This window comes from Aeromonas sp. SER (genome assembly GCF_038739615.1).
Lineage (GTDB): Bacteria > Pseudomonadota > Gammaproteobacteria > Enterobacterales > Aeromonadaceae > Aeromonas > Aeromonas jandaei.
The window spans coordinates 159,790-186,322 of the sequence record NZ_JBCGFC010000007.1 but is presented as its reverse complement, the minus strand read 5'-3'; the positions used below and the strand labels follow the sequence as shown (position 1 = coordinate 186,322).

Annotated in this window: 21 protein-coding genes; 12 read left to right on the top strand and 9 right to left on the bottom strand. The window is 59.9% G+C overall.

The window, feature by feature from the left end; translation table 11 throughout:
* Positions 1–37: 37 nt before the first annotated feature.
* The 4 genes from fdhF (at position 38) to fdhD (ending at position 6,090) form a co-directional block, all read left to right on the top strand.
* The gene (gene fdhF / locus AAHA41_RS12655) at positions 38–2,182 is read left to right on the top strand and encodes a formate dehydrogenase subunit alpha (protein WP_081376060.1); all 2,145 of its coding nucleotides are present in this window, start codon (positions 38–40) and stop codon (positions 2,180–2,182) included.
* Positions 2,183–2,279: 97 nt separating this feature from the next.
* On the top strand, positions 2,280–2,678 hold the full coding sequence (locus tag AAHA41_RS12650) for a hypothetical protein (protein ID WP_182927954.1): 399 nt from the start codon (positions 2,280–2,282) through the stop codon (positions 2,676–2,678).
* Positions 2,679–3,097: 419 nt separating this feature from the next.
* Positions 3,098–5,215, top strand: coding sequence for a sigma 54-interacting transcriptional regulator (locus tag AAHA41_RS12645; RefSeq protein WP_041207586.1), 2,118 nt, complete (start codon positions 3,098–3,100; stop codon positions 5,213–5,215).
* A complete protein-coding gene (gene fdhD, locus AAHA41_RS12640) occupies positions 5,212–6,090 on the top strand; it encodes a formate dehydrogenase accessory sulfurtransferase FdhD (protein ID WP_323069176.1) in 879 nt (292 codons plus the stop codon). Before AAHA41_RS12645 ends, fdhD begins: the two co-directional genes overlap by 4 nt.
* A gap of 100 nt (positions 6,091–6,190) precedes the next feature.
* Here the strand turns inward: fdhD and asd are convergent, their stop codons facing one another.
* Positions 6,191–7,303, bottom strand: a complete 1,113-nt coding sequence (asd, locus tag AAHA41_RS12635; protein WP_323069175.1) for an aspartate-semialdehyde dehydrogenase — start codon at positions 7,301–7,303, stop codon at positions 6,191–6,193.
* 25 nt (positions 7,304–7,328) lie between these two features.
* On the opposite strand from asd, the gene AAHA41_RS12630 reads away from it, so the two are divergent.
* The gene (locus tag AAHA41_RS12630; RefSeq protein ID WP_323069173.1) at positions 7,329–7,613 is read left to right on the top strand and encodes a hypothetical protein; all 285 of its coding nucleotides are present in this window, start codon (positions 7,329–7,331) and stop codon (positions 7,611–7,613) included.
* Here the strand turns inward: AAHA41_RS12630 and AAHA41_RS12625 are convergent.
* The 3 genes from AAHA41_RS12625 to AAHA41_RS12615 form a co-directional block, all read right to left on the bottom strand.
* Positions 7,610–8,905 (bottom strand): D-amino acid dehydrogenase, encoded by a 1,296-nt coding sequence (locus AAHA41_RS12625; protein WP_323069216.1) that lies wholly within the window; start codon positions 8,903–8,905, stop codon positions 7,610–7,612. The two genes, AAHA41_RS12630 and AAHA41_RS12625, sit on opposite strands and share 4 nt — an antisense overlap.
* A 193-nt stretch (positions 8,906–9,098) precedes the next feature.
* Positions 9,099–10,619: a cryptochrome/photolyase family protein gene (locus AAHA41_RS12620; RefSeq protein ID WP_323069171.1), complete on the bottom strand. Its 1,521-nt coding sequence runs from the start codon at positions 10,617–10,619 to the stop codon at positions 9,099–9,101.
* A complete protein-coding gene (locus AAHA41_RS12615) occupies positions 10,619–10,783 on the bottom strand; it encodes a DUF2256 domain-containing protein (RefSeq protein WP_201957183.1) in 165 nt (54 codons plus the stop codon). Before AAHA41_RS12615 ends, AAHA41_RS12620 begins: the two co-directional genes overlap by 1 nt.
* 462 nt (positions 10,784–11,245) lie before the next feature.
* On the opposite strand from AAHA41_RS12615, the gene AAHA41_RS12610 reads away from it, so the two are divergent.
* On the top strand, positions 11,246–12,631 hold the full coding sequence (locus tag AAHA41_RS12610; protein WP_323069170.1) for a tryptophanase: 1,386 nt from the start codon (positions 11,246–11,248) through the stop codon (positions 12,629–12,631).
* A 130-nt stretch (positions 12,632–12,761) separates the two neighbouring features.
* Here the strand turns inward: AAHA41_RS12610 and cdd are convergent, their stop codons facing one another.
* The 3 genes from cdd to AAHA41_RS12595 form a co-directional block, all read right to left on the bottom strand.
* The gene (gene cdd / locus AAHA41_RS12605; RefSeq protein ID WP_005345271.1) at positions 12,762–13,646 is read right to left on the bottom strand and encodes a cytidine deaminase; all 885 of its coding nucleotides are present in this window, start codon (positions 13,644–13,646) and stop codon (positions 12,762–12,764) included.
* Between the two features lie 185 nt (positions 13,647–13,831).
* A complete protein-coding gene (locus AAHA41_RS12600; protein ID WP_104014718.1) occupies positions 13,832–14,518 on the bottom strand; it encodes an LrgB family protein in 687 nt (228 codons plus the stop codon).
* Positions 14,515–14,871 (bottom strand): CidA/LrgA family protein, encoded by a 357-nt coding sequence (locus AAHA41_RS12595; protein WP_005333279.1) that lies wholly within the window; start codon positions 14,869–14,871, stop codon positions 14,515–14,517. The genes AAHA41_RS12600 and AAHA41_RS12595 overlap by 4 nt, the downstream gene beginning before the upstream one ends.
* A 159-nt stretch (positions 14,872–15,030) precedes the next feature.
* Here AAHA41_RS12595 and AAHA41_RS12590 point away from each other — a divergent pair, with 159 nt between their 5' ends.
* On the top strand, positions 15,031–16,740 hold the full coding sequence (locus tag AAHA41_RS12590; RefSeq protein ID WP_323069168.1) for a glycoside hydrolase family 36 protein: 1,710 nt from the start codon (positions 15,031–15,033) through the stop codon (positions 16,738–16,740).
* Positions 16,741–16,809: 69 nt separating this feature from the next.
* Here AAHA41_RS12590 and AAHA41_RS12585 read toward each other — a convergent pair whose 3' ends face one another.
* Complete coding sequence (locus AAHA41_RS12585; protein WP_323069215.1) at positions 16,810–17,310, bottom strand: hypothetical protein; 501 nt, start codon at positions 17,308–17,310, stop codon at positions 16,810–16,812.
* Positions 17,311–17,443: 133 nt separating this feature from the next.
* Positions 17,444–18,871, bottom strand: coding sequence for an exodeoxyribonuclease I (sbcB, locus tag AAHA41_RS12580; protein WP_323069167.1), 1,428 nt, complete (start codon positions 18,869–18,871; stop codon positions 17,444–17,446).
* 348 nt (positions 18,872–19,219) lie between these two features.
* On the opposite strand from sbcB, the gene AAHA41_RS12575 reads away from it, so the two are divergent.
* The 5 genes from AAHA41_RS12575 (at position 19,220) to rplY (ending at position 26,480) form a co-directional block, all read left to right on the top strand.
* Positions 19,220–20,500: an HD domain-containing phosphohydrolase gene (locus AAHA41_RS12575; RefSeq protein ID WP_323069166.1), complete on the top strand. Its 1,281-nt coding sequence runs from the start codon at positions 19,220–19,222 to the stop codon at positions 20,498–20,500.
* 98 nt (positions 20,501–20,598) lie between these two features.
* Positions 20,599–21,018, top strand: coding sequence for a CBS domain-containing protein (locus AAHA41_RS12570; protein WP_323069165.1), 420 nt, complete (start codon positions 20,599–20,601; stop codon positions 21,016–21,018).
* A 216-nt stretch (positions 21,019–21,234) separates the two neighbouring features.
* On the top strand, positions 21,235–25,149 hold the full coding sequence (gene hrpA / locus AAHA41_RS12565) for an ATP-dependent RNA helicase HrpA (protein WP_323069163.1): 3,915 nt from the start codon (positions 21,235–21,237) through the stop codon (positions 25,147–25,149).
* A gap of 94 nt (positions 25,150–25,243) precedes the next feature.
* Positions 25,244–26,077 carry a hypothetical protein gene (locus AAHA41_RS12560; protein WP_323069162.1) on the top strand — a complete coding sequence of 278 codons (834 nt, stop codon included), beginning with the start codon at positions 25,244–25,246 and terminating at the stop codon, positions 26,075–26,077.
* Positions 26,078–26,192: 115 nt separating this feature from the next.
* A complete protein-coding gene (rplY, locus tag AAHA41_RS12555) occupies positions 26,193–26,480 on the top strand; it encodes a 50S ribosomal protein L25 (protein ID WP_042030867.1) in 288 nt (95 codons plus the stop codon).
* Positions 26,481–26,533: the final 53 nt, after the last annotated feature.

Genomic DNA, 26,533 nt, shown 5'->3' with positions numbered 1-26,533 from the left:
CCGAGCCGTTTTTCGTTAACAAACAAGAGTGTGAGTCATGAAAAAAGTCATTACCGTGTGCCCCTATTGCGGCACCGGTTGCAAAATCAACCTGCTGGTTGAAAACGACAAGGTGGTGGGGGCCGAAGGCGCCAACGGCCGGACCAACGAGGGGCAACTCTGCCTCAAGGGCTATTACGGTTGGGATTTTTTGAACGACACCAACCTGCTGACCCCCCGTCTCAAGAGCCCGATGATCCGCCGCGAGCGCGGTGGCAAGTTCGAGGCAGTCTCCTGGGATGAAGCGATCGAGTTCGCCAGCAGCCGTCTCTCCGCCATCAAGGCGAAATATGGCCCGGACGCCATCATGACCACCGGCTCTGCCCGTGGCCCCGGCAATGAAGCCAACTATGTGATGCAGAAATTTGCCCGTGCGGTGATTGGGACGAACAACGTCGACCACTGCGCGAGGGTGTGACACGCACCCTCAGTCTCCGGTCTGGAGACAACTGTAGGCAACGGCGCCATGAGCAACGCCATTCCCGAAATTCAAGAGACCAAGTGCCTGCTGGTGTTTGGTTACAACGCTGCTGACTCTCACCCCATCGTCGCCCGCCATATCCTCAAGGCGAAGGCAAACGGGGCCAAGGTGATTGTGTGTGATCCCCGTATGGTGGAGACCGCCCGCATCGCCGATCAGTGGCTGCCGCTCAAAAACGGTTCCAACATGGCGCTGGTTAACGCCTTCGCCAACGTGTTGATCAATGAAGGGCTCTACAACAAGGCATTTGTCGCCAACTACACCGAAGGGTTCGAGACCTTCAAGGCGACGGTGGCCAAGTACACCCCGGAATATGTGGAGGGGATCACTGGCCTCAAAGCCGCCGATATCCGCGCCGCTATTCGCACCTATGCCGAGTCGCCTGCGTCCATGATCCTGTGGGGCATGGGGGTGACCCAGTACGGTCAGGCGGTGGACGTGGTCAAGGGGCTGGCGGGTCTGGCGCTGCTGACCGGCAACTTTGGTCGCCGTGGCACCGGTTGCGGGCCTGTTCGCGGTCAGAACAACGTGCAGGGCACCTGTGACATGGGGATGCTGCCCCACCAGTTCCCGGGTTATCAGTCGGTGGCCGATCCCGCCATCAGCGCCAAGTTCGCCAAGGCGTGGGGCGTGGAATCCCTCTCTCAAAAGCCCGGCTATCGTCTGACCGAGCTTGGCCACAAGGTGGAGGAGGGCAAGTGCAAGGCCTTCTACATCTTTGGTGAAGATCCGGCCCAGACCGAAGCTGACTTGGGTCAGTTCCGCCGCACTCTGGCGGGGATGGAGCTGGTGATCGTGCAGGATATCTTCATGACCCAGACTGCCGAGATGGCCGACGTCATTCTGCCCGCCACCAGTTGGGGCGAGCATGAAGGGGTCTACAGCTCGGCGGATCGCGGCTTCCAGCGCTTCTACAAGGCGGTGACGCCCCCCGAGAACGTGAAACCGGACTGGGCCATCTTCTCGTTGATGGCGACCGCCATGGGGTATCCCATGGAGTACCACAACACCGAAGAGATCTGGGATGAGATGCGTGCGCTCTGCCCGCTCTATGCCGGGGTCAGCTACGACAAGATGGCCGATCTCAAGAGCGTGCAGTGGCCTTGCCCGACCGAGGATCACCCGGGCACCAGCACTCTGTTCGAGGGGAATGTGTTCACCACCCCGAGCGGCAAGGGTCAGCTGATTGCCTCCGAGTGGCGGCCGCCGCTGGAGCAGCCCTGTGCCGAGTACCCGCTGGTGCTCTCCACCGTGCGCGAGGTGGGTCACTACTCCTGCCGCTCCATGACCGGCAACTGTTCGGCGCTGCAGACCCTGGCCGATGAGCCGGGCTATGTGCAGATCCACCCGAGCGATGCCAAAAAGCTCGGGGTGAAGGATCAGGCGCTGGTCTGGATCTCGTCGCGCCGTGGCAAGGTGATCACCCGGGCCAACTACAACGATCGGGTCAACGCCGGGGTGGTCTACATGACCTACCAGTGGTGGATCGGGGCCTGTAACGAGCTCACCATCGAGCACGTCGATCCCGTCTCCCACACGCCGGAGTACAAGTACTGCGCGGTGAAGATCGAGCGCATCGACAATCAGCCTGAGGCGGAAGTGTACGTCCAGACTGAATACAGCGCGCTCAAGGCGAAATTGCGCAGCGCAGCCAAAGGCTGACCCGCCCTAAAAAAGGACGTTCTGCACAAATAAGGGAACCCGACTCGGATTTATCGAGTCGGGCACCCTTTTATTACCCAAAAACAGGGGATAAATGATGCAACATGAAATTGGTCGCTTATTCGGACTTTTCTATATTGGCACCTATCTGGCGGCGATATTGCTGGGAATAGGTTGCTATATTTGGCGCGACGAGATGATATTTCTGCTCGGCTTCGGTTTTTTCGGCTGTTTTATGGCAGCACGACTTGCCATGGGCAGCGTATTTTCCGCCTTGAGTATTTCCAGTGCCTGGCTGATCGGGTTTATCTCCACTACCTTGATCAACTGCCTGCTGCTGGGGGTGATCACCCTGCTGGTCTACCTCACTCACCAGTGCGTCTCGGTTGAGCTTGCCGACAACGCCAGCTGGCTGCTGCTCGCCTTTCAGGGCTTCTCCGCGCTCTTTATTCTGGGCGGTTTGAAGTGCTGCCACACCCGTCTTGTCACCTCGTGAGTGACCACCGAGCGGTGTTTCGAATGATGCCTTTATTGCACAGCAAAGGGGAGGCAACAGCGAGATCTGACAGTTGACAATGGCCCCTTGTGCGGCCACCAATCCATTATTCAATCCGCGATGTAATTATTGCCTGAATATGGCAACCAGATATATTAAATCGGATTGTAATGAAATTTGAGCTCATCTATGATGAGTCGCCATTCCAATAATAATCACCCGATGACAATGTTATTTTTTGTTATCGTTCGTTAATAACAACGGTGGAATTGCAACATGCGACAAGTGTCGTCACCGCCTTCCTTTTGGCAGCGTGGATAGTGCGCTGCGGCTATTAATTCTGGTGAAACGCTTGTGTCGCGATGCGATGGCATGGACAGCCTGACTGGTGACTGAAATTGATATAACGTGAGGCCGCAATGCTTACTGTGAGTGCCATCCCCCTGGACGAGATCTCTCCCATCTGGGACGACGGTTTCCTCCTGCTCTCCAAATCCCTCCTGTCGGCCGTGACGCTCGATGACTTTATCCACAAACTCAACAAGATAGATGCCGGCTTTGGCGGCGTAACCCGGGTCAACCTGATCCTCAACCGGGGCTCCGGCGAGGAGGCCACTTTCTGTTATATGGGAGAGAGCGGCCCAAAGCACCTTGTCTGCCGCAAGGCAGACCTGCACGCTCCCACTGATGGTACCGAGCAGGCGATCATCCTGCCTGCCGCCCGTTTTGCCAACCGCTGCGCCCCCCTTGCTGCCGAAGGGATTTATGAGGGGCTGCGCTCTTACTGCCAGCTCCCCATCACCACCGCCCGCAGCCATCTGGGCGGGGTCGAGTTCATCAATACCCGCCTCGACAGCTTCACTATGGAGACCTTGGCCAAGCTGACCCAGCTGGCCGCCATCATCGCCATTGCGCTGGAGAACGTGCAGGACAAGGAGCGCACTCTGGAGCAGGCCAACTCCCTGCGCCTTGAGCGCGACAGCTGCAAAATTCTGGTGGATGTGACCAATGCGGTGATCAAGCTGGTGCGCATCGCCGAGCTGCCCAAGAGCCTGTTTGCCATCCTGCACCACCACTTTGGCATCAGCAGCCTCTGTCTGGCCGAGTACAACGCCACCTCCGACAGCTTCAAGAGCTATCTGGTCAATCAACAGCAGAGCGAGCAGCCGGGGATCATCGATCATTCGTGTTTTGAGAAGAACTGCCTGCAGGGGGCGCTGCGCCACAGCGAGCCCTTCTTCGTTTACCGCGAGCAGGGCCACGGCTGCCAGTCGAGCTGCCGCTTTACCTCCCAGATCCTGCCCCCCGATGCCGACAGCTCCTGCATTTTGCCGCTGCGCTATCAGGGCAATCTGCTGGGGGTGCTGATCCTCTCTCATCCAGAGGCCAACTTCTTCGCCGATATCGATATCTCCCTGCTGGAGCAGGTGGCGGCGCGCACGGCCATTGCCATGAACAACGTGCAGGCGCAGCAGGAGATCTCCAACACCAACGGTGCCAAAGAGAAGACCATTCGCATCAACGAGCCGCAGATGCAGGGTGAGTTCCCCCACATCATCTACCAGAGCGCGGTGATGGCGAACGTGCTGGAGAAGGTGCGGCTGGTGGCCGAGAGCGACAGCACCGTGCTGATCCTCGGCGAGACCGGCACCGGCAAGGAGCTGATCGCCCAGGCCATTCATGCCCTGAGTGCCCGCCACGATCACGAGATGGTGAAGGTGAACTGCGCCGCCATCCCGACCGGCCTTATCGAGAGCGATCTGTTTGGCCACGAGAAGGGGGCCTTTACCGGCGCCCTGACCCAGCGCATCGGCCGCTTCGAGCGTGCCCACAAGGGCACCCTGTTCCTCGACGAAGTGGGGGATATGCCGCTGGATTTGCAGCCCAAACTCTTGCGGGTATTGCAGGAGCACGAGCTGGAGCGGGTCGGCAACAGCAACCCCATCGCGGTGGATGTGCGGCTGGTGGCCGCCACCAACTGCGATCTGCTCTCCATGGTCAAGAACAAGCGCTTTCGCAGTGACCTCTACTATCGCCTAAATGTCTTTCCCATCGAGCTGCCGCCCCTGCGCGAGCGGCGCGAGGATATTCCGCTCTTGGTCAACTTCTTCGTCAGAAAGATTGCCAAGCGGATGCGCCGCACCATCACTGCAATCCCCGCCGATGCGATGAAGATGCTGGTGTCGCTGCCGTGGTACGGCAATATCCGCGAGCTGGAGAACGTCATCGAGCGGGCCGTGGTGATGACCCGCGGTCACGTGCTCAACCTCTCGCCGGAGGAGCTGATGCCCCTCAAGGGCTACCACAAGATTGAGACCCTGGTTTATGACGAGCCCGCCACACCGCTCTTTGCCGAGGGGCCGGAGGATGAGCGCGAGGCGATCATCGCCGCCCTGCGCGACTGCAATGGCATAGTCGCTGGCGAGCGGGGGGCGGCCAACCGTCTCGGCATGAAGCGCACGACCTTGCTCTCCAAGATGAAGCGGCTCGGCATTTCGGCCCGGGATCCCGAAATCATTGACGGGGTCGCACCATGAGAGAGGTCATAGAGCTTGAGGCGCGGGGCGAGCAGAGAGAACACAACGAGCAGAGAGAACAGAGCGAACAGAACGAGTTGGCACGCTGCGCTATCCATCGCGAGGTGGTGCACTACCGCGCCGATACCTTGACCTGCGACAGCGAGATGGAGCTCCCCTCCGAAACGCCGGTGGCGCTGGTCTACAACGGCATCGCCCACAGCGTGATGATGTGCTCGGCCTCCGATCTGGAGGATTTTGCCATCGGCTTCTCGCTCTCCGAGGGGATCATCGACAGCCTGCTCGATATCCACGACATCGAGCAAATTGACGGCTGTCAGGGGATTGAACTGCATATCACGTTGGCCAATCGCTGCGTCCATCGCCTCAAAGAGAAGCGGCGCACCCTGGCGGGGCGCACCGGTTGCGGCATCTGCGGCAGCGAGAGTCTGGAGCAGGTGATCCGCACCCAACCAAGCTTGCCCGACAGCCAGCGTCTGGCGGTAGGGCATATCGACAAGGTGCTGAGCGCGCTGCGTCCGCTCCAGCTGTTGGGTCAGCGCACCGGCGCTACCCATGCGGCAGTGCATCTGGATGGTGAGGGCAATATTCTTGCCATCCGCGAGGATGTGGGACGCCATATTGCGCTGGACAAGCTGGTGGGCCATCTGTGCCGCGCTGGCCGCCGTGACGGTGCCATTCTGGTGACCAGCCGCGCCAGTTTCGAGATGGTGCAAAAGTGCGCCAGCGCCGGGGTCGAGATCTTGCTCGCCATCTCGGCTGCTACCGAGCTTGCGGTCGAGCGGGCCGAGCAGACGGGGCTCACCCTGGTGGGCTTTTGCCGCCCCGGACGGGCCGAGATCTACAGCGGCTGTCAGCGTATTTTGCTTAAGTAACAGCAAGAGTGAGAGCCTGCTAAAGGGCTTATAAAAACAGCCAATAAAAAGGGCGGGGAGTGTGACTCCCCGCCCTTGTTGTATCTGCTGCTGTGGCGAATTAGCGCGCCAGCAGGATACGCAGCATGCGGCGCAGCGGCTCGGCGGCGCCCCACAGCAGCTGGTCACCCACGGTAAAGGCGGCCAGATACTCCGGGCCCATATTGAGCTTGCGCAGACGGCCCACCGGAATGCTGAGGGTGCCGGTAACGGCCGCCGGAGTCAGCTCGCGGGCGGTGATGTCGCGATCGTTGGGGATCACTTTTACCCAGTCGTTGTGGGCAGCCAGCAGGGCTTCGATCTCAGCCAGCGGCACATCCTTTTTCAGCTTGATGGTGAACGCCTGGCTGTGGCAGCGCAGGGCGCCGATCCGCACGCAGAGACCATCTACCGGAATGACGGCATTCTCGATACCCAAAATCTTGTTGGTTTCAGCCTGACCCTTCCACTCTTCACGGCTCTGGCCGTTGTCGAGCTTGGTGTCAATCCAGGGGATAAGGCCACCGGCCAGCGGCACGCCGAAGTTGTCCACCGGCAGGGTGCCGGAACGGGTCTTCTCGGTGATCTTGCGCTCGATGTCGAGAATGGCGGAGGCAGGGTCGGCCAGCTCGACCGCCACTTCGTCACGCAGCATCCCCATCTGGGTGACCAGCTCGCGCATATGGCGGGCACCACCACCGGAGGCGGCTTGATAGGTGGCCACGCTGACCCACTCCACCAGATCGGCCTTGAACAGGCCACCTAGGGCCAGCAGCATCAGGCTGACGGTGCAGTTGCCGCCAACGAAGGTCTTGATGCCGTTGTTCAGTGCATGCTCGATGACGTCGCCGTTGACCGGATCCAGAATGATGACGGCGTCTTTCTCCATCCGCAGGGCGGAGGCGGCGTCAATCCAGTAACCCTGCCAGCCGGCGGCTTGCAGGCGCGGATAGACATCCTTGGTGTAGTCGCCGCCTTGGGCGGTGATGATGATATCCTGCTTGGCCAGCGCCTCGATATCGAAGGCGTCCTGCAGAGTACCGGCATCGACGCCGAAGTTGGGGGCGGCCTCACCGGCCTGGGAGGTGGTGAAGAAGGTGGGTTGAATATGGGCGAAATCCTGCTCTTCCTGCATCCGGCTCATCAGAACCGATCCCACCATGCCACGCCAACCGACCAAACCTACTTTTTTCATAATGTCCTACCCTGGATTGCTGCTAATGAAAGGGGTGTTGCACGCCTGCGTCCCTGCTGGCGAAGGCCATTTACAAGGTCTTTACAAGCCATTTAAAAAATATGCGCTGCGAAAAATGCGTCTATCCACATTACGGATTGTGACGGCGGGCGCAAGTCGAATTGCGCAATATTCTGTGCCGTTCGCTGCAATAAGCGGCAACGGCGGAGCGGGGGACAAAACGGGGCGCAGTAATGATGAAAAGGCCACCGCTTATGGCGGTGGCCTGTCAATAAAAGGGGGGAAACAGCCCGACCGCGTGGGCGCTTAGGCGTAGCGCGCCAGAGTCAACCCTTCATCGCTGATGGCGGGCTCGCTGCCGCTGATAAGATCGCACAACAGCTGACCCGAACCGGCCGCCATGGTCCAGCCCAGGGTACCGTGGCCGGTATTGAGCCAGAGACCGGGAATGGGGCTCGGCCCCACCAGCGGGGTGCCGTCCGGCGTCATGGGGCGCAGCCCGGTCCAGAACTCTGCCTGACTGATATCGCCCCCCTCGGGGAAGAGATCCCCCACCACCATCGCCAAGGTGTCGTGGCGTCTGGGGTTGAGGGCAAGGTTGTAGCCCGACAGCTCCGCCATGCCGCCGACCCGGATCCGCTCGTCAAAACGGGTGATGGCCACCTTGTAGGTCTCGTCGAGCACGGTACTGCGCGGCGCGGCCTCGGCGTTGATCATTGGCAGGGTGAGGGAGTAGCCCTTGACCGGATAGACCGGCAGCTCCAGCCCGAGCGGGCGCAGCAGCGGCCGCAAAAAGCCGGTGGCATAGCTGCCAAGCGCACAGACGATGGCATCGGCGCGATAGCGCTGCTCGCCCGCCCGCACCGCCACGGCGCGGCCGCGGGCTTGCTCAATCTCGTCGATGTCGCAGTTGAAGACGAACTTGACCCCGAGCTTCTCGGCTTCAAGGGCAAGGGCTTTGGTGAAGCGGAAGCAGTCGCCGGTCTCGTCGCCGGGCAGACGCAAGCCGCCGACGATTTTGCCGCGCACCCGCGCCAGAGCAGGCTCTGCCGCTTCGCAGCCGCTGGCATCCAGCGACTGGTAGGGGACGCCGTATTCCTCCAGCACCTCGATATCGCGCTGACTGGCATCGAGCTGGGACTGGCTTCTAAACAGTTGCAGGGTGCCGAGTTGGCGTCCTTCGTAATCGATGTTCAGCTCGTCGCGCAGTGCCTTCATGCAGTCGCGGCTGTATTCGGCCAGACGCACCATGCGCCCCTTGTTGGTGGCATAGGCGGTCGGGGTGCAGTTGGCGAGCATCTTCAGCATCCAGCGCAGCTGGAAGGGATCAGCAGTGGGGCGCACGGTGAAGGGGGCATGCTTTTGCAGCATCCATTTGGCCGCCTTGAGCGGGATGCCGGGAGCTGCCCAGGGGGCTGCATAGCCCGGGGATATCTGCCCGGCGTTGGCATGGCTGGTTTCAAGGGCGACGCCCCCTTGTCGCTCCAGCAGGGTCACCTTGTGACCCGCTTTGGCCAGATACCAGGCGCTGGTTACCCCGATCACGCCGCCACCGAGAACCACTATCTCCATATCGTCTTTCCTTAGACTCGTTTTTCTGATGTTTGGTTGATGGAAACCTTGATGTGGCCACCACCATAATCAGCCGCCACAGGATATTCAACCGCTCTGCGCAGGATTGGGATCTCCGTCTGCCTGCCAGTCACGGGGTGGTGTTTGGTGCGATGACGCGCCTGATTGCCAGCGTAAATCGCTGTGCTGCTGTCAGGGGGATGTGTCAGGGGGCATGGCCCGCTTACAGCTGCTCCAGCTGGATCAGGTACTGCTCTGCCGTCGCCAGAATGGCCTGCTGTTGTTCGGCGGCTTGGCCATCCCAGTTGGCATAGGGGAGGGCGAGGCGGGGATTGCCGCCCAGTTTGTCCCGATTGCGCCAAAGAAAGTGCCAGTAGAGGCTGTTGAAGGGGCAACTTCCGTCGCCGTGGCGGGCTTTGACCTGATAGTGGCACCCCTTGCAGTAGTGGCCCATCCGCTCGAGATAGGCGCCGCTGCTGGCGTAGGGCTTGCTGCCCATCAGGCCGCCATCGGCAAACTGGCTCATGCCGCGGGTGTTGGGCAGCTCCACCCACTCGATGGCATCCACATAGATACCGAGATACCACTGATCCACCTCATCGGGGTCAATCCCCGCCAGCAGGGCAAAGTTGCCGGTCACCATCAGCCGCTGGATATGGTGGGCGTAACCGTGCTCAAGGGATTGGTTGATGGCGTGGCGCACGCAGGCCATCCTGGTTTCTCCATTCCAGAAGAAGCCAGGCAGTGGCCGGTTGGCCCCGAGAAAATTGGTCTGCTTATAGTCGGGCATCTTCTCCCAGTAGAGGGCGCGGACAAACTCGCGCCAGCCGAGGATCTGGCGGATAAAACCCTCCACCTGCGCCAACGTGATGGTGGCCTGATTGGCCTGCCAGTGGGCTTCTGCGGCGCGGATCACCTCAAGCGGATGGAGCATCTTGCTGTTGAGGGAAAACGACAAACGGCTGTGAAACAGGCTCCAGCCCCGCTCGCTCAGGGCATCCTGATAGCGGCCAAAGTGGGGCAGGCAGTGCGCCAGAAAATGGGCCAGCAGCTCGCGACTCTGACGCCTTGTGATGGGCCACGGCAGTTGGCTGGCATCCGCCTCGCCGATGGTGCTGACTCCGTGGCGGGTCAGCATGGCATCAATCTCGCTGACCTCGTTGGCAAAGGTGAGGGGGGCCGGGATCGGCTGGCGATCCGGCAGCTTGGCGCGGTTCTCCTCATCAAAATTCCAGCGTCCGCCAAGAGGTTGGCCGCGCTCATCGAGCAGCACTTGATATTGCTTTCGCAGGGCGCGGTAGAAGAACTCCATCCGGCTGTGGGGGTTGTGCTGCCAGCCATCACGGGGGGTGAGAAAATGCTCGCTCTCCACCTCGGTGGCAGGTATGGCAAGGCCCGCCGCCCAGCTTTTCAACTGGCTGGCGAGGCGCCACTCGTCCGGGCTCTGCCAGGCAAAGCTGTCGGCCTGATGTGCTGCGAGCTGAGCCTCCAGCAAGCCGGGCAAGTCGGGCCAGCGGGCACTCTCATCAAGGGTCAGGTAACAGACGCGGTGGCCCGCCTGGGTGAGGGCCGCCGCGAAGGCGCGCATGGCGGCAAAGAAGGCCAGCACCTTCTGGCGATGGTGGCGGCAGTAGTCGGTCTCTTGGCGCAGCTCCGCCATCAGATAGCAGATTGCCGGATCCGGGGCGCGAAACCAGCTGTGACCGGCGTTCAGCTGATCGCCAAGAACAAGACGCAGCTCCATCAGACTCGCTCTCCCACAGGTTGCTGGCTGTTGTGACGAGCGTGGCGACAGCGCTCGCTGCAGTAGCGAACTTCCTCCCAACTGCGCGCCCACTTGCGTCGCCAGCTGAAGGGGCGCTGGCAGACGGGGCAGATCTTCTCGGGCAGATGGGGTTTGCGATGCATGATGGCTTCCGGCCCTGGCTGATGGGGGGATGTGGCGTGTCGGTAGGGAGAATAACGAACCGGGGGGGGCGGGCGGATCAACCTCGCTGTCAGTTTGCCGCGCAGATGCGCACTTTGTGAGCGGGCGCACAGCCCGTCGGTGCACTCCTTGTTTGCAAATTAACCAGCCGTTAACGTGGCGAGGCTGCCTGTTGGCAGCATCTATCAATGGATCTTGTTGGCCACCGACTGTCTACAACCGATATGGAGGGGAGTGATGCCAATCATGACAGCTACGCCCCGGGCAGCTTGCCTGCTCGCCCACTGGTATACCCGGGATCCCATTCTCACCTTCGACTTTCCTCACCGCTGATTGGCGGCACCCGCCGTTTGAATTTGTCAGCTGGACGACTCTGATCGCCCCGGCCTCTTTGCCAATCCCGATTTCAAATACACTGGCCCAGCGCCGGTGAGGAGTCTTTTATGCGTCGTATACCCGAGCCGTTTCGTATCAAGATGGTCGAGCCCATCAAACAGACCACTGGCGCCGAGCGCCGCGCCGCCCTCGAGGCCGCTGGCTGGAATCCCTTCCTGCTGCTGGCCGAGGATGTCTATATCGATCTGCTGACCGACAGCGGCACTGGTGCCATGTCCGATCGTCAGTGGGCCGGCATCATGATGGGGGATGAGGCCTATGCGGGCAGCCGCAACTTCGTCGAGCTGGAGCGCACGGTGCGCGACATTTTTGGTTACCGGCATGTGATGCCCACCCACCAGGGGCGCGGGGCCGAGCAGATCCTCTTCCCCGAGCTGGTCAAGCGCTGCAAGGGCAAGGCGCCGGTGTTTATCTCCAACTACCACTTTGACACCACCAAGGCCCACGTGGAGTTGGCTGGCGCGCGGGCTATCAACCTGCTTACCCCGAAAGCCCTCGACACCACGGCCCCTTATGCCTGGAAGGGGGATTTTGATCTCCCTCGCCTGAGCGACACCATCGAAACCCTGGGGGCCGACAACGTGGCCGGTGTCATCATCACGGTGACCTGCAACAGCGCCGGTGGTCAGCCGGTCTCCATGGCCAATATGGAGGCGGTCTCCGAGCTGGCCCGTCGCCACCATATTCCGATGGTGATCGACGCCGCCCGTTTTGCCGAGAACGCCTGGTTTATCAAGGAGCGGGATCCGGCTTATGCGAAGTGCAGCATCAAGGAGATAGTGCGCCAGATGTTTGCGCTGGGGGACATCTTCACCATGTCGGCCAAGAAGGACGGGCTGGTCAATATCGGCGGGCTTTGCTGCTTTAAAGAGGATCTCGACCTGTTCCGTGCTGTGCAGGTGCGCTGCGTGGCGATGGAGGGGTTTGTCACCTACGGTGGCCTTGCCGGCCGGGACATGGCCGCGCTTGCCATCGGCCTGCGTGAGGGGATGGATGAGGAGTATCTCACCTATCGCATCAGTCAGGTGGCTTATCTGGGTGAGCGGCTGGCTGAGGCTGGGATCCCCATCCAGACCCCCACCGGCGGCCATGCGGTGTTTGTCGATGCCAAAAAGCTGCTGCCCCATATTCCGGCCGAGCAGTTTCCCGCCCATGCGCTCGCTTGCGAGCTCTATCTGGAAGGGGGCGTGCGCGGGGTGGAGATTGGCTCCCTGCTGCTGGGGCGCGATCCCGCCACCGGCAAGCAGGAGGCGGCGGACTTCGAGCTGCTGCGTCTCACCATTCCGCGCCGGGTCTACACCCGGGATCACATGGACTATGTGGCCGACTGCCTGATCGCGGTGAAAGCGCGGGCCAGCGACATTCGGGGGCTCACCTTTGACTACGAGCCGCCGCTGCTGCGCCACTTCACGGCGCGGCTAAAACCTGTCTGATCAGCAACCGGTTAGATGTGGTGATCAACCGCGCCAAGCAGTGAGGTCGAGGGCTGCCCCCGATTAAACGGCCAAGTAAAAAGCCCCCGCACCAAGGTGCGGGGGCTTTCGTTTATCGAAGCAAACTGGGTCAGACCGCCTGATACTCCAGCTCGACGGAGCCCAGCGCCTTGAGGGTGGACTGGGCGGAGTCACGCTGGCTGATCTGGCCGTTTTTATTCTCCAGCAGCACGGCGCGGCGGATGGTGGCGAGATCTTCGCCGTTAAGCACCGCATGGGCGCAGGCCATCTGCATCGGTGGCAGGCTGGGGTTGAAGGCGGCGTTCTCGGCGTAGCGGCCAGAGAAGATGCGGCCATCGGCAAATTGCAGCGCCACTGCAGCATAGCCCTGACTGTAGGGGGCGTAGCTTTGACGGGCGGCGGCCAGCGCAGCCTGCCACAGTGGGTCTTCGCTTTGAAGCTCAAGCTCTGCGTGATCCTGCGGGCTCATCAGCGCATCCGTGATGTCGAGATCTGCCGGCCCAAACGAGTGGGGCAGGAAGGATTGCAGGGCGCTCAGGTCATCGGGCAGAGAGACTTTCAGGATTTTGGCGGTGCTCAGCTCGTTCATGAACTGACGGCAGTGGCCGCAGGGGGTGTAGTTGACGGTGATTTCAGAGATACCGGTCTCGCCACCCAGCCAGGCGTTGGAGATGGCGGACTGCTCGGCGTGAACCGAGTGAAACAGACCCTGACCCGCAAACTCCATGTTGGCACCGAAGTACCAGCTGCCGCTCAGGCCACAGGCGATGGCACCTACGTAAAATTTGGAGATGGGCGCCACCGAGCAGGCAGCGGCCAGCGGCAACAGGGCGAGGCGCAGGGCGCGATCATCGAGACCTGTGGCGGCTTTCAGGGTGGCGACTTGCTCCGGCGTGAAGCGGGCGTTGAAGTCGGCACTATCCAGCATGGGCTGCACGGCTGCTTTGAGCGGGGCAGAGAGGGTATCGAATGGCTTGGCAAAACGGGGATGCATAGTGTGTCCTCAAAGGCCAATTGGGCGGCCATTGTAGGGAGCAAGCTCGGGTAAATGTGTGAGCAGGCTCACGCCCTGATGGGCAAACGGAGGGGGATGGTAATGGAAACGTTTGTCTTGTGCAAATTGTGCGGCAGGTCGCACCCCGACAGCGCTGCAGAGCCGTCGGGGTGGTTAATCATCGGTCAGGTGAGCCAGTGATAGATGGCAAAAAGGAGGGGAGCGACGGCCGCGGTGAGGATCCCGCACACCACCATGGCGAGCGATGCAAAGGCCCCCTGGGTGATCCCCTTCTCGGCGGAGGTGGCGGTGCCGATGGCGTGGGCACAGGCCCCCATGGCGAGCCCTTGCGCTTCCGGGTCGGTCACTTTGAACAGTTTGAGCAGCGGGTAGCCGATCAGGGCGCCGACAATTCCCACCACCACCACCACGGCGGCCGCGATGGCGGGAATGCCGCCGATGGACTGGCTGACGCTCATTGCGAGCGGGGTGGTGATGGATTTGGTCGCCAATGAGGCGAGCAGCGCCGGATCTGTGCCCATAAAATGACCGATCAGCAGGGTTGTGCACACCGAGATCAAGACGGAGGCGAGGGTACAGATTAGGATGGGCTTGAGCTTGGCCTGGATCTGGCGCGCTTGCTGATAGAGCGGCAGCGCCAGTGCCACCACGGCGGGCTCCAGCAGCATGGTAATGGGGCTGCTGCCGCGCTCGTACTGCTCAAGGGGCAGATCGAGCCAGAGCAGCAGGCCGATGATCACCGCGGTCGGCACCAGCACCGGATTGATGATGGGCCAGGGCAGGCGGCGATAGAGGGCCCGGGTGGCGAAATAGAGCGCCAGGGTCAGGGGAATGGCTAGCCAGAAGATCATTTGTTCATCCTCTGGTAGAGCCGACCGACGGTGGCGAGGATCAGCACGATCCCGAGCACGATGCAGAGCATGATGACGCCGAAGGATTGGCGCAGGGGCTCAAGCCAGGCCACCAGCCCGACTGCAACCGGCACGAACAAAACGCCCATGTGGCGCAGCAGCAAACCTGCCCCCAGCTCGACCCAGTGCAGCTTGATCAGTTGCAGGGAGAGCAGCACGAAGAGCAGCAGCATACCGATGATGCTGCCGGGGAAGGCGAACGGCAGGATGGCTGCCACGGATTTGCCTGCCAGCAGGCAGGCGACGATGACCATAAAGTCACGAAAGTACAGCAAGGCGCGTTGCGCGATCACGTGAACCTCATCGACTGGGATGAAAAATCGCAGTTTACCAGAGAGGCCGGGTCGCGGCATTAAAACAATAACAACTGAAATCAGTTCATTTGAAGCTGATTTGATTGGCATTTTTGAAAAGTGCCTGATAGAACTCTTTTCGAACTACAAGGAGTAGTGATGACATCCCTCTTGTCCCGAGTTCGCCAGCTGGCGAACGATAATGCGTTGCCACCCCACATGCTGCAAACCCGTCAGTGGGACGGGCCCCTGTGCCGGGTGCGACTCGACAACACCGGTTCTGATGCCACATCAGTTGACCGCTGGGTGCTGTTTGACGGCAAGCTTGGCCTGCCGGTGGAGAGCGCCATCTATGGCGAAGGATTCCAGATGCTGGCCCAGACCATGGGTAGCTGGCTGTCACCGCAACATGTCGGCCGTTGCCCCGATGCCAGCGTCTATCGCATCACCGATGACAATGGCTATCACTCCATTCACAATCTGTTGCTGGTGGAGCATAACAAGGGGTGGCTGCTGCTAGCCTTTGCCAGCTGTCACCGTTTTGGCGGGGAATTTCGCCTCTACCCTGATGGTCGCTTGCAGATCCTGATGAACTGCGAAGGGCGAAAACTCGCGGCCGGTGAGCACTGGCAGAGCGAGGCGCTGATCTGCCTCGAAGGTCCGGAGCGCGAGGATCTGCTGGCCAAGCTGGCACAGCTGATCGAGGTCGAGCACGGCTCGCTGATCGGCCAGGTGAGTGAGCGCCCGAGCGGCTGGTGCTCCTGGTATCACTACTACGCCGAGGTGAGTGCTGCCGACATTCGCGAGAACCTGCAGGTGCGCGCCGAGCGCTTCCCAGCCCTGCGTTATGTGCAAATCGACGACGGTTATCAGGCCAAGATGGGCGACTGGCTCACCCCGTCGGCCAAGTTCGAGCAGGGGGTGGCATCGCTGGCTGCGGAGATCAAACAGGCTGGCTGCGAGCCTGCCCTCTGGGTCGCTCCCTTTATTGCCGAGCCCGGTTCACAGGTGTTTCAGGAGCACCCCGACTGGTTTGTGAAGGGGGATGACGGCCTGCCGCTCCCTTCCGAACGGGTTACCTATGGTGGTTGGCGTTGTACCCCTTGGTATGTGCTGGATGGTACCCACCCCGAGGTGCAGGCGCACCTTGAGCAGGTGTTCCGCACCCTGCGCGAACAGTGGGGCATCCACTATTTCAAGCTCGATGCCAACTTCTGGGGCGCCATCCACGGTGGCCGTTTCCACGATCCGGCAGCCACCCGGGTTGAAGCCTATCGGCGTGGTATGGCGGCCATCCTGCGTGGTGCAGGTGAAGGCGCTTTCCTGCTAGGTTGCAACGCGCCCATCTGGCCAAGCCTTGGGCTGGTGCACGGCATGCGGGTGAGCGATGACGTGGAGCGCAATGGCCACCGCTATCGCCAGATCGCTCGCGAGGCCTTCTGCCGCGCCTGGCAAAATGACAATCTCTGGGCCCTCGACCCCGACTGCATCTGTCTGCGTGATCTACCGAGCCAGCAGGCAAGCAAGGCGGATTACAGCTTCCATCTGGCAGCGCTGGTGGCGAGCGGCGGCATGATGCTGGCGGGTGATCGACTGCAAGATCTCGATGAGGAGCAGGCAGCGCAACTACGCAAGCTGCTGGGTCTTTGTGCTGCCCGGGCGCCCTCTGCCCGTTTCGAGTCGATGGACTTTGCCTGCGGCGAAGTAAGCCTGCCCGAGGGCGGCACTCTGCTCTGCCTCTTCAACTGGGAGGGGCAACCACAGGAGTTTCTGCTGCCGGAAGGGGGAACCGATTTTTGGCAGGGGCAGGCAGTAGGCACAACCGTGACCCTGCAAGGGGGCGAGGGGCGGGTGATCCACTACATCTGATAAGGCTCGTCTCTCAAACAATTCAGGCTCCTGCGGGAGCCTGAATTGTTTGCTATTTAGGGGGCCGTGTCAGTAACGCCACTCGACGCCAGCCGCGTATTTGGCTGAACCATAACCCGGGATATCGCTGCCCGAGGTGATGGCCTTGAGGGTGAGATTAGGGGTGATTGGCATACCAAAGCCAAAACCGATAGCCAGCCGATCGTTGGGGTTACCCATCACATCGACCCGCATCACCCGGTAAAGCGACATATCTTCGCTCAGGTGCATATAGGCCTGAGACGCGCGGTTATAGGCCTGACCAAACACCTCCAGCTGAAAGCCGGACTGGGCGGAGATGACCAGTGGCACCCCGACAAACTTGTAGAGGTTGGAGTTGTTGAAGTAGCTGTTGGTGACCTGAGGCGTGAAGTCGGTCTGCTTGTACAGGGTGCTGAAGCTGTGCTCAACGATGTGATAGGTCTGCTCAGGCAACTGCGCAAGGTAGTCCGGCATATCGAACCGGTATGCGGCGTTGGCTGCCAGCGGCAGCAGGGCCAGTAATCCCAGCAGAGCGTGGTGACGAGGCATCAGCAAATGGCTTCCGTTTGATCGGGGCAAGACAAAGGGATGCAACACATTGGTTTTTGAGAAGATCCCCTTCGTCATTATGACCTGAAGAAGGGGATTGGCGAGGAGGATTTAGTGTGAAATCACTCACAACTCATAAATCTTCCAGATAGTGGTAGAGACTCTTAAGAATCGCAAAGTTTCGTTCGTTACCCTGATTCTGCTCGGCCAGCGCTTCGAGACGCGGTACGTAGTCAGGCAGACGGTTGCTGAAGTAGTCGCTGCAGTGCAGGCGCCAACGTTTCTGCTCCGCTTCGCTCAGCGTGTGCGGCCAGTTGCGGGCGCGGTAGCGAAACAGCATCTCCGGCAGCCGTGCGTCGGTGAAGGCAAACTCCCGCTCGCCCAGCAGATCCGCCGGGGTGGCGCGCACCAGATCCATGGTGGACTTGTCGCCGTGACCGAAGAAGCCGGCGTAGAGCTGGGTGTCGGGGTCGCCGTCACTGCTGCCAGCAAACTCCTGATTGAATACTTCCACCAGTTTTTCCCGCACTTCGGGGTGGGCGCGCAGCAGATCCAGGCTCTTGCGGCACTGCTCCCGATCGATGCCCAGCTGGTCGGCCCGCTCTGCCGTCAGGGTGGCGGCCGGTGCAAGTACCGGACACTTGTTGATGTGCACCAGTTTGACCGGAATGCCCGCCAGATCCCCCAGCTCCTCTTTCTTGGTGTAGAGGCGCTCGCGGATCTCCTCGCTGGTGAGCTCGATAAGCGGGGTGGGGTCGCGGGTCAGATCGACCATGATCACCGCGTTCTGGTTGGTGGGGTGCCAGGCGAGCGGCGACACCCAGCTTGCGCATCCCTGCCACGGGGAGAACATGCCGGAGACGTGTACCAGTGGCTTCATGGTCACCACGTCGATCAGTGCCTTCACCTTGTTCTTGTTGCGAAGGTCAAACAGGTACCCGAACAGCTTGGGCTGGGCCTTTTTCACCAGCTTGGTCATCTCGATGGTGGCCAGCACGTCAGAGAGTGCATCGTGGGCATTGGCGTGAGTCACGCCGTTGGCGACAGTCAGCTTCTCCAGCCGGAAGCTCGGTTTGCCTTCATCATCAAAGGCCCACTCGATCCCCTCTGGGCGCAGGGCGTAGCAGGCCCGGAGCATGTCGAGGATGTCCCAGCGGGAGTTGCCGTTCTGCCAGCTGTAGGCATAGGGGTCATAGAAGTTGCGATAGAGGGTGTAGCGGGTCACTTCATCATCGAAGCGGATGCTGTTGTAGCCCAGCACACAGGTATTCGGAGTGGCGAACTGTTCGTGGATCTGGCGAATGAAATCCGCCTCGCATAGTCCGTCCTTCATCGCCTTTTGTGGCGTGATACCGGTGATAAGGCACGCCTCCGGATCCGGCAGGTAGTCCGCCGGAGGTTTGCAATAAATGACCAGCGGCTCGCCAATGATGTTGAAATCCGCATCGGTACGAATGCCGGCAAACTGCGATGGCCTGTCTTTGGCGGGGCTGATGCCGAAGGTTTCGTAGTCGTGGAAGTAGAATGTGGGCTCGTTGCCGGCGTGTGCTGTTTTGCTCATGTTGCTCGAGATGAGGTATCCGATGACGGCGGCTAGCGCCAAGATGGGCGGTGCCAAGCACCACAATTGCCTGCATGGTAAACCATAGTGCAGGAAGAACGAAGGGTTGGGCCCTCATTCGTCGCTTTATTAGACAAGGGGACCCTTTGTGTACCAGTAACAAAGCGCTGATTTGCAAATGTTCCGGCGGGTAGGAGGCCGCATAGGTACTTTTCACGGTAATCCTCTGCCACATCATACTTTTTGTCTGTCCACCAAGGCCAAGAGGAGGGCTGTTGACTAAATTATTTATATGAGCAGAGTAAAACGGCTCCTCTGATAACAACATGGCGGCATGGGATAGTGATCATGGACAGAATGCTGACGGAGAAGAACTCATTCTCGTTGCAGGTCGATCTTAGACAGGTGGTATATGCCTTGTCTGCATCGCTGGATCTGGTGGGTATTGGCGATGTTGCCCATGGTAAACGAGTCGGGATCATGGCAGCCGAGTGCAGTCGGGTACTGGGGATGGACGATGTGGAGCGCCGACTGCTCTTCGAGTTGGGCGTCCTGCATGACATCGGCGTCTCCTCGACAGTCATCCATCACCACCTGGTCAGCGAGTTTGACTGGGAGTCGTCACAGCTTCACTGTGAAGTGGGATATCAGCTATTAAAGGATTTCCGGCTGCTCGCTCCTTTGGCGCTTCCCATCCGTTATCACCACACTCACTGGAAGTTGCTGCGCAATTTACCCGACGTGGACAAGAAAGTTGCCCGTCAGGCCAATCTCATCTTTCTGGTAGACCGTTGTGACGCGCTGGCGGCCCCTCACTATAGCGACGGGTCGCTCTTGATGCATACCAACGAGATCCGCGAACGGCTGCAGGGTTATAGCGGTGAATTTTTTGACCCCGAGCTGGTAGCGGCATTTCTGCAAGCTTCTCGCTCGGAGGCTTTCTGGCTGCAACTGGAAGCTCGTTCCATCAATGACTACATGCTTGAGATGCTGCAAGAGCGCGAGCCTTGCATGACGACCAATGGCGAGCTGAAAGCATTGGCGCTGATTTTTTCGGGCATTGTTGATGCCAAAAGCTCGTTTACCATGGCTCACTCCTTCGGTGTTGCTCGTCTCTCGCGTCTGCTGGCCGAGCGTATGGGTGTCAGTCCCATCCATTGTGACATGCTGGAAATTGCCGGATTGCTGCACGATCTCGGCAAGCTGCGAGTACCGGATGAAATTCTGGATAAACCGGGGCGATTAACCTCTGAGGAGCGGGCCATCATCAATACCCACAGTTTCGAGACCTATCAGATCTTGCGCCATATCGAGGGGTTTGAAGAGATCGCGTGCTGGGCCTCCTATCACCATGAAGAACCGGACGGAGAGGGATACCCGTTTCATCTGCCGGCTTCGGCGATGGCATTGGAGGCGAGGATCTTGCGGGTGGCCGATATTTTTCAAGCCATGGTGCAGGACAGGCCGTATCGGCAGGGGCTCTCTGCTGGCGAGGCGCTCTCTTTTATGAAGCAGTTGGTTAGAGAGGGTCGGGTTGATGGCGACGTTGTCGCTGTGCTGGCAGAGAATTTGCCACAGATGGTACAGGCCGCTATTCCAACGGTAGAGGAGGTGTATGCGTACTGCTGACCTGCACTGGCTTCCAGCTATGCTTGGAATAAGCCGTGCATGGTGCTGATATCCACGTGCAATACGCAGGCTTGACTGAACACCATAGGGGAACAGATATGGAATCGCTAAAAGCCAGGGATTATATGCAGAGCAGACCCATCACCTTTAAAGCGGACATGATGGTACAAGCGGCAGTCGAGAAATTTTTAAACAGTCACCAACTGGGGGGCCCAGTGACCGATGAGAAAGGACATCTGATCGGCTGGATCTCCGAGCAGGATTGTATCGCGGTAATGCTCAAGGAGGCGTATCACTGTGAACAGGTGGCACAGGTACGGGATGTGATGCGCAGAGAGGTGCTGACGGTGGGGCCAGATACCAGCATTCTGACTCTGGCTGAGATGATGATGGGACAGAAGCCCAAGATCTATCCGGTAGTGGAGGAGGGCAGGCTGCTCGGAGTGATCAATCGCCACAATGTGATGCAGGCGATCCACGCTCAGCTCACTACCTGTTTTGTCCATAGCCACGGGTGAGTGCTGCGTCTCTATGTTGGAGCAGGCCAATGGCCTGCTTCGTTATTTTGGGAGACTGCAAGTTCGCCGACCTGATGCTTGCAATGAAGCAAAGGGGTCTACTCGTATGCCCCTAGCTTCATGTTAAGGCTTGCACCTCTCCTTCTCGCTCTTTAGGATCTGCCCCAGCTATCGATATGGCCCCCTTGTCGGGCACTCTTTTAAGGAATTCGTACCTTGTCTCTCTCTATCGAGGCGCTGCGCCGCCGTCTCTCTGCCTGCATGAATCTCGACGCCCGCCGCCTTTCCAGCCGTCTGCACGGGGTCAAGAAGCTGCCTGAAGGCAAACAAGCCGCCGTGCTAGAGACCATTGCCACCGATCTGGATGCGGCACAGGCGCGTTACCAATCCCGTCTTGCGGGCGTACCCAAGGTCACCTATCCGGATAACCTGCCGGTCAGCCAGAAGCAGGCGGAGATCGCCAAAGCCATTGAAGAGCACCAAGTGGTGATCATCGCCGGGGAAACCGGTTCGGGCAAAACCACCCAGATCCCCAAGATCTGTCTGGCGCTCGGGCGCGGGGTGAAGGGCTTTATCGGCCACACCCAGCCACGCCGTCTGGCGGCCCGTACCGTGGCGGCCCGTATTGCCGAGGAGATGGAGTCCGAACTCGGCCACTACGTGGGTTACAAGGTGCGCTTTACCGATCAGGTGAGCGAGCAGACCCACATCAAGCTGATGACCGATGGTATCCTGCTGGCGGAGATCCAGAACGACCGGATGCTCACTCAGTACGACACCATCATCATCGATGAGGCCCACGAGCGCAGCCTCAATATCGACTTCATTCTGGGCTATCTCAAACAGCTGCTGCCAAGGCGCCCCGATCTCAAGGTGATCATCACCTCGGCCACTATCGACCCGCAGCGCTTCTCCCGCCATTTCAACAAGGCGCCGGTGATCGAGGTCTCTGGCCGCACCTACCCGGTGGAGGTGCGCTACCGCCCGCTGTTTGTTGACAAAAAAGGCGGCGACAAGAACGAAGGGCTGGAAGAGCGCGACGAGCTGCAGGGGATTTTCGATGCGGTGGAAGAGCTGGCCCGCGAAGGGTTGGGGGATATCCTCATCTTCATGAACGGCGAGCGGGAGATCCGCGATACCGCCGATGCCCTGCGCAAGCTCAATCTGCGCGATACCGAGGTACTGCCGCTCTACGCCCGCCTCTCCAACGCCGAGCAGAACAAGGTGTTCCAGCCACACGCCGGGCGGCGCATAGTGCTCGCCACCAACGTGGCGGAGACCTCGCTGACGGTGCCGGGCATTCGCTACGTCATCGATCCGGGCACCGCCCGCATCAGCCGCTACTCCTGGCGCACCAAGGTGCAGCGCCTGCCCATCGAGCCGGTCTCCCAGGCCAGCGCCAACCAGCGTAAAGGGCGTTGCGGCCGGGTGGCAGACGGTATCTGTATCCGCCTCTACTCGGAGGAGGATTTCAATAGTCGTCCCGCCTTTACCGACCCCGAGATCCTGCGCACCAATCTGGCCTCGGTCATCCTGCAGATGCTGGCGCTCGGCCTTGGCAATATGGAGGCGTTTCCCTTTGTCGAGCCACCAGAGTCGCGCCATATCAAGGATGGCCTGACCCTATTGAAAGAGCTGGAAGCGGTGCGCGAGCTGCCCGCCACCGGCGATCGCGAAGCCAAACTCCAGCTGACCGAGACCGGACGCCAGCTCTCGCGCATTCCCCTTGATCCGCGTCTGGCGAAGATGGTGATCAGCGCGGCGCAGACCGGCTGTTTGAGCGAGGTGATGGTGATCACCTCCGCCCTCAGCATTCAGGATCCCCGCGAGCGGCCCATGGAGAAGAAGCAGGCCGCCGATGAGCAGCACCGACGCTTTGAAGACAAGGATTCCGACTTCCTCGCTTTTGTTAACCTCTGGAACTATCTGAAAGAGCAGCAGGATGCCCTGGGCAGCAACCCGTTCCGCCGCATGTGCCAGAAGGAGTTTCTCTCCTACCTGCGGGTACGGGAGTGGCAAGACATCCATTTCCAGCTGCGTCAGACGGTCAAGGAGCTTGGTTTTAAAGCCAACCATGAACCGGCGGATTTCAAGACGGTGCACTGCGCGCTGCTGACCGGCCTCTTGAGCCATATCGGCAACAAGGATTTGGAAAAGCCCGAGTTCCTTGGCGCCCGCAACGGCCGTTTCCACCTCTTCCCGGCCTCGGGCCTGTTCAAGAAGCCGCCCAAATGGGTGATGGCTGCCGAGCTGGTGGAGACCTCGCGCCTCTACGCTCGTATCAACGCCAAGATTGAACCCGAGTGGGTGGAGCCGCTGGCGGGGCACCTCATCAAGTTGCACCACAGCGACCCCCACTGGTCGAAGAAAAATGGCGCCGTGATGGCCAAGGAGAAGGTGACCCTCTATGGTCTGACTCTGGTCAATGAGCGCACCATCAACTTCAGCCGCATCGATCCGGCGCTGTGCCGCGAGTTGTTTATCCGCCGCGCGCTGGTGGAGGGGGATTTCGAGACCCGTCACCGTTTCTTCAGCGATAACCGCAAGCTCCTGGCCGAGGTAGAGGCGCTGGAGCACAAATCCCGTCGTCGCGACATTCTGGTGGATGACGAGGATCTGTTCCGCTTCTACGATGCCCGCTTGCCGGAGGAGGTGATCTCCACCCGCCATTTCGACAAGTGGTGGAAAGAGGCGCAAAAGCAGGACGCCGAGCTGCTCAACTTCGAAAAAGAGATGTTGATGAAGGGGGATGCGGCCCACATCAGCGATCTCGACTACCCCAACTTCTGGCAGCAGGGGCGCCTCAAGCTCAAGCTGACCTATCAGTTCGAGCCGGGAGAGGCGGCCGATGGCGTGACCCTGCATATTCCGCTGCCGCTCTTGAATCAGGTGGAGGTGAAGGGGTTCGAATGGCTGATCCCGGGTCTGCGTCATGAGCTGTTGGTGGCCCTCATCAAGTCGATGCCAAAGCCGATGCGCAAAAACTTCGTGCCGGCGCCGAACTATGCCGATGCACTACTCGCCAGTATCAACCCCGAGCAGGGGCCGCTGCTTGACGAGATGGAGCGCCAGCTGCGCCGGATGACCGGCGTGACCGTGCCCCGTGAATCCTGGGACTGGGCTGCGGTGCCCGATCACCTGAAACTCACCTTCCGGGTGGTGGATGACAAGCACAAGAAGGTGGCGGAAGGCAAAGATCTGGAGGCATTGAAAGAGTCCCTGCGTGGCAAGGTGCAGGAGACCCTGTCGCAGGTGGCGGATGATGACATCGAGCAGTCCGGCCTCACCCTGTGGAGCTTTGGCGAGTTGCCCCAAGAGTACAGCCAGAAGCGCGGCGGCTTCGAGGTGAAAGCCTATCCGGCCTTGGTAGACGAGAAAGATTCGGTCGCCATCCAGCTGGTGGAGAGCCCGGTGGTGCAGCAGCAGCTGATGTGGGCCGGTCAGCGTCGGCTGGTACTGCTCAACGTACCATCACCTATCAAGTACCTGCAGGAGAAGCTGCCCAACAAGGCCAAGCTGGGGCTCTATTTCAACCCGTTTGGCAAGGTGGCCGAGCTTATCGATGACTGCATTGCCTGCGGTTGTGACAAGCTGATTGAGCAGCACGGCGGTATGGCTTGGGACGAGGCTGGTTTCGAGGCGCTCAAGGAGTATGTCCGTGCCGAGCTCAACGATGCGGTGGTGGAGGTGGCCAAGCAGGTGGAAGCCGTGCTGACCCTCTCCCATGAGATCAAGAAACGGCTCAAGGGCAAGATGCAGCTCGACACCGCTTTTGCCATGTCGGACATCCAGCAGCAGTTGGGTAACCTCATTCACAAGGGCTTTGTCACCGAGACCGGCTGGCAGCGGCTGTCTGACTTGCTGCGCTACCTGCGGGCCATCGAGCGTCGCCTCGAGAAGCTTGCCATCGATCCCAACCGGGATCGGGTCTACATGCTCAAGGTGCATAGCGTGGAGTCGGAGTACAAGGCGCTGCTGGCCAAGATCCCCAAATCTCAGCTTATTCCCACCGAGGTGGCCAATATTCGCTGGATGATCGAGGAGCTGCGGGTATCGTTTTTTGCCCAGAATCTGGGAACCCCCTATCCGGTGTCGGATAAACGGGTGCTGAATGCTATCGCTCAGTGCTAAGCTGCTATCTGTCTGTTTTAACTGCGTGATATAGAGTGTGGGAAGGGGCTGCCAAGGTGGTGGGCCCTTTTAAACGGAAGTCAGGGAGGCAAGGATGCTGGGGATCTGGTTGAGTGTGGCGCAGGTGGTGATCAGCGGTTACCAGCCTATTGCAGAGCAAACCTGGGTGCAGTTGAACCCTGAGTATTACCCTTTAGCGCGCAAACCGCCCGCCATGTTTGTGGCATGGCACGGCAACCAGTTTCCGCCGCTGGCCCAGAAACAGAAAAATGGTCGCTGGCAGCTCCTCTTTCCTGCCCGGCTGGTACCTCCTTTTGATCTGTTCGAGGGGGAGGCCGAGCTCTCCAAAGCTTATCTGGCAAGGTTGCGGCGCATCGACGAGATGGCTTATGGCGTCGCATCCGTTCAGGCTGTTGCTGCAGTGCAGCAGCAGGGGCTCTCTCCGTTGGATGAAAATGGGCAGCTTGCTCCCTTTATTGCCGAGTTCAGTGCCGCGCATACCATGCCGGTTCAGCTTGCGGTAACGCCTCGCTACGAGGCGGAGCCGTTGCTGGCGATGCTGGGGAGCGTTGCGCGTGAATCGGTAAACAATGCTGATATCCAGCTGGCTGCTGCCGCCTCCACCGATAGCGCCACCCTTACGCTATCGGCCCCGGCTGCAGGAGGTGAGCGTGCCGTGTGTCATCAGGTGGCGGCCGGTGAGACGCTGTGGCGCATAGCGAACCAGCTCTCCAGTGCCATGGGGGCCGATACGTACAGCTATTTGTTGGCGTTAGTGGCTGAAAATCAGGCGCGACTTGGCCATAGCATCCGGGTCAAAACGGGGGATGGTCTCTACTGTCCCCGCGCCGAGACGCTGGCGCAGTTTGATGCGCTGAGCCCGGCCCAGCGGCAACAGCAATTTGCCCGCCTTGAGCAGGGGCGTTAAGGCTCGGGATTAGCCTTGTATCCGCTATTGGCCCATGGTAGTATTCGCGCTCGTTTTGCGAGGTGCTGACCGGTCGCAGTTAGCACCATAAATTCATCCAAAAGAGATACATACTATGTCTTTCGTATTCCAAGCTGAAGTCCGTTCTGACCTGGGGAAAGGTGCGAGCCGCCGCCTGCGTCAAGCTGACCAAGTTCCTGCCATCGTTTACGGTGCAGGCAAAGAAGCTCTGTCCGTCGCTGTTGACCACAAGAAAATGATCCTGGCTCAAGAGAAGCCGGAATTTTATGAGTCCGTACTGACTCTGGTCATCAACGGCGAAGAAGTTAACGTAAAAGTGAAAGCTATCCAGCGTCACCCGGTACGTTACAAGCTGGTTCACCTGGACTTCGTTCGCGTCTAATCGCGAGCCGTCAGGTTGAAGAAAAGCCACTCTCAGGAGTGGCTTTTTACTAT

Bases quoted from the DNA above. Each gene is read 5' to 3' on its own strand.
- AAHA41_RS12650 (WP_182927954.1), top strand. From the start codon at position 2,280: ATGCAACATGAAATTGGTCGCTTATTCGGACTTTTCTATATTGGCACC.
- AAHA41_RS12645 (WP_041207586.1), top strand. From the start codon at position 3,098: ATGCTTACTGTGAGTGCCATCCCCCTGGACGAGATCTCTCCCATCTGG.
- fdhD (WP_323069176.1), top strand. From the start codon at position 5,212: ATGAGAGAGGTCATAGAGCTTGAGGCGCGGGGCGAGCAGAGAGAACAC.
- asd (WP_323069175.1), bottom strand. From the start codon at position 7,303: ATGAAAAAAGTAGGTTTGGTCGGTTGGCGTGGCATGGTGGGATCGGTT.
- AAHA41_RS12630 (WP_323069173.1), top strand. From the start codon at position 7,329: ATGAAAGGGGTGTTGCACGCCTGCGTCCCTGCTGGCGAAGGCCATTTA.
- AAHA41_RS12620 (WP_323069171.1), bottom strand. From the start codon at position 10,619: ATGGAGCTGCGTCTTGTTCTTGGCGATCAGCTGAACGCCGGTCACAGC.
- AAHA41_RS12615 (WP_201957183.1), bottom strand. From the start codon at position 10,783: ATGCATCGCAAACCCCATCTGCCCGAGAAGATCTGCCCCGTCTGCCAG.
- AAHA41_RS12610 (WP_323069170.1), top strand. From the start codon at position 11,246: ATGCGTCGTATACCCGAGCCGTTTCGTATCAAGATGGTCGAGCCCATC.
- cdd (WP_005345271.1), bottom strand. From the start codon at position 13,646: ATGCATCCCCGTTTTGCCAAGCCATTCGATACCCTCTCTGCCCCGCTC.
- AAHA41_RS12600 (WP_104014718.1), bottom strand. From the start codon at position 14,518: ATGATCTTCTGGCTAGCCATTCCCCTGACCCTGGCGCTCTATTTCGCC.
- AAHA41_RS12590 (WP_323069168.1), top strand. From the start codon at position 15,031: ATGACATCCCTCTTGTCCCGAGTTCGCCAGCTGGCGAACGATAATGCG.
- AAHA41_RS12585 (WP_323069215.1), bottom strand. From the start codon at position 17,310: ATGCCTCGTCACCACGCTCTGCTGGGATTACTGGCCCTGCTGCCGCTG.
- sbcB (WP_323069167.1), bottom strand. From the start codon at position 18,871: ATGAGCAAAACAGCACACGCCGGCAACGAGCCCACATTCTACTTCCAC.
- AAHA41_RS12575 (WP_323069166.1), top strand. From the start codon at position 19,220: ATGGACAGAATGCTGACGGAGAAGAACTCATTCTCGTTGCAGGTCGAT.
- AAHA41_RS12570 (WP_323069165.1), top strand. From the start codon at position 20,599: ATGGAATCGCTAAAAGCCAGGGATTATATGCAGAGCAGACCCATCACC.
- AAHA41_RS12560 (WP_323069162.1), top strand. From the start codon at position 25,244: ATGCTGGGGATCTGGTTGAGTGTGGCGCAGGTGGTGATCAGCGGTTAC.
- rplY (WP_042030867.1), top strand. From the start codon at position 26,193: ATGTCTTTCGTATTCCAAGCTGAAGTCCGTTCTGACCTGGGGAAAGGT.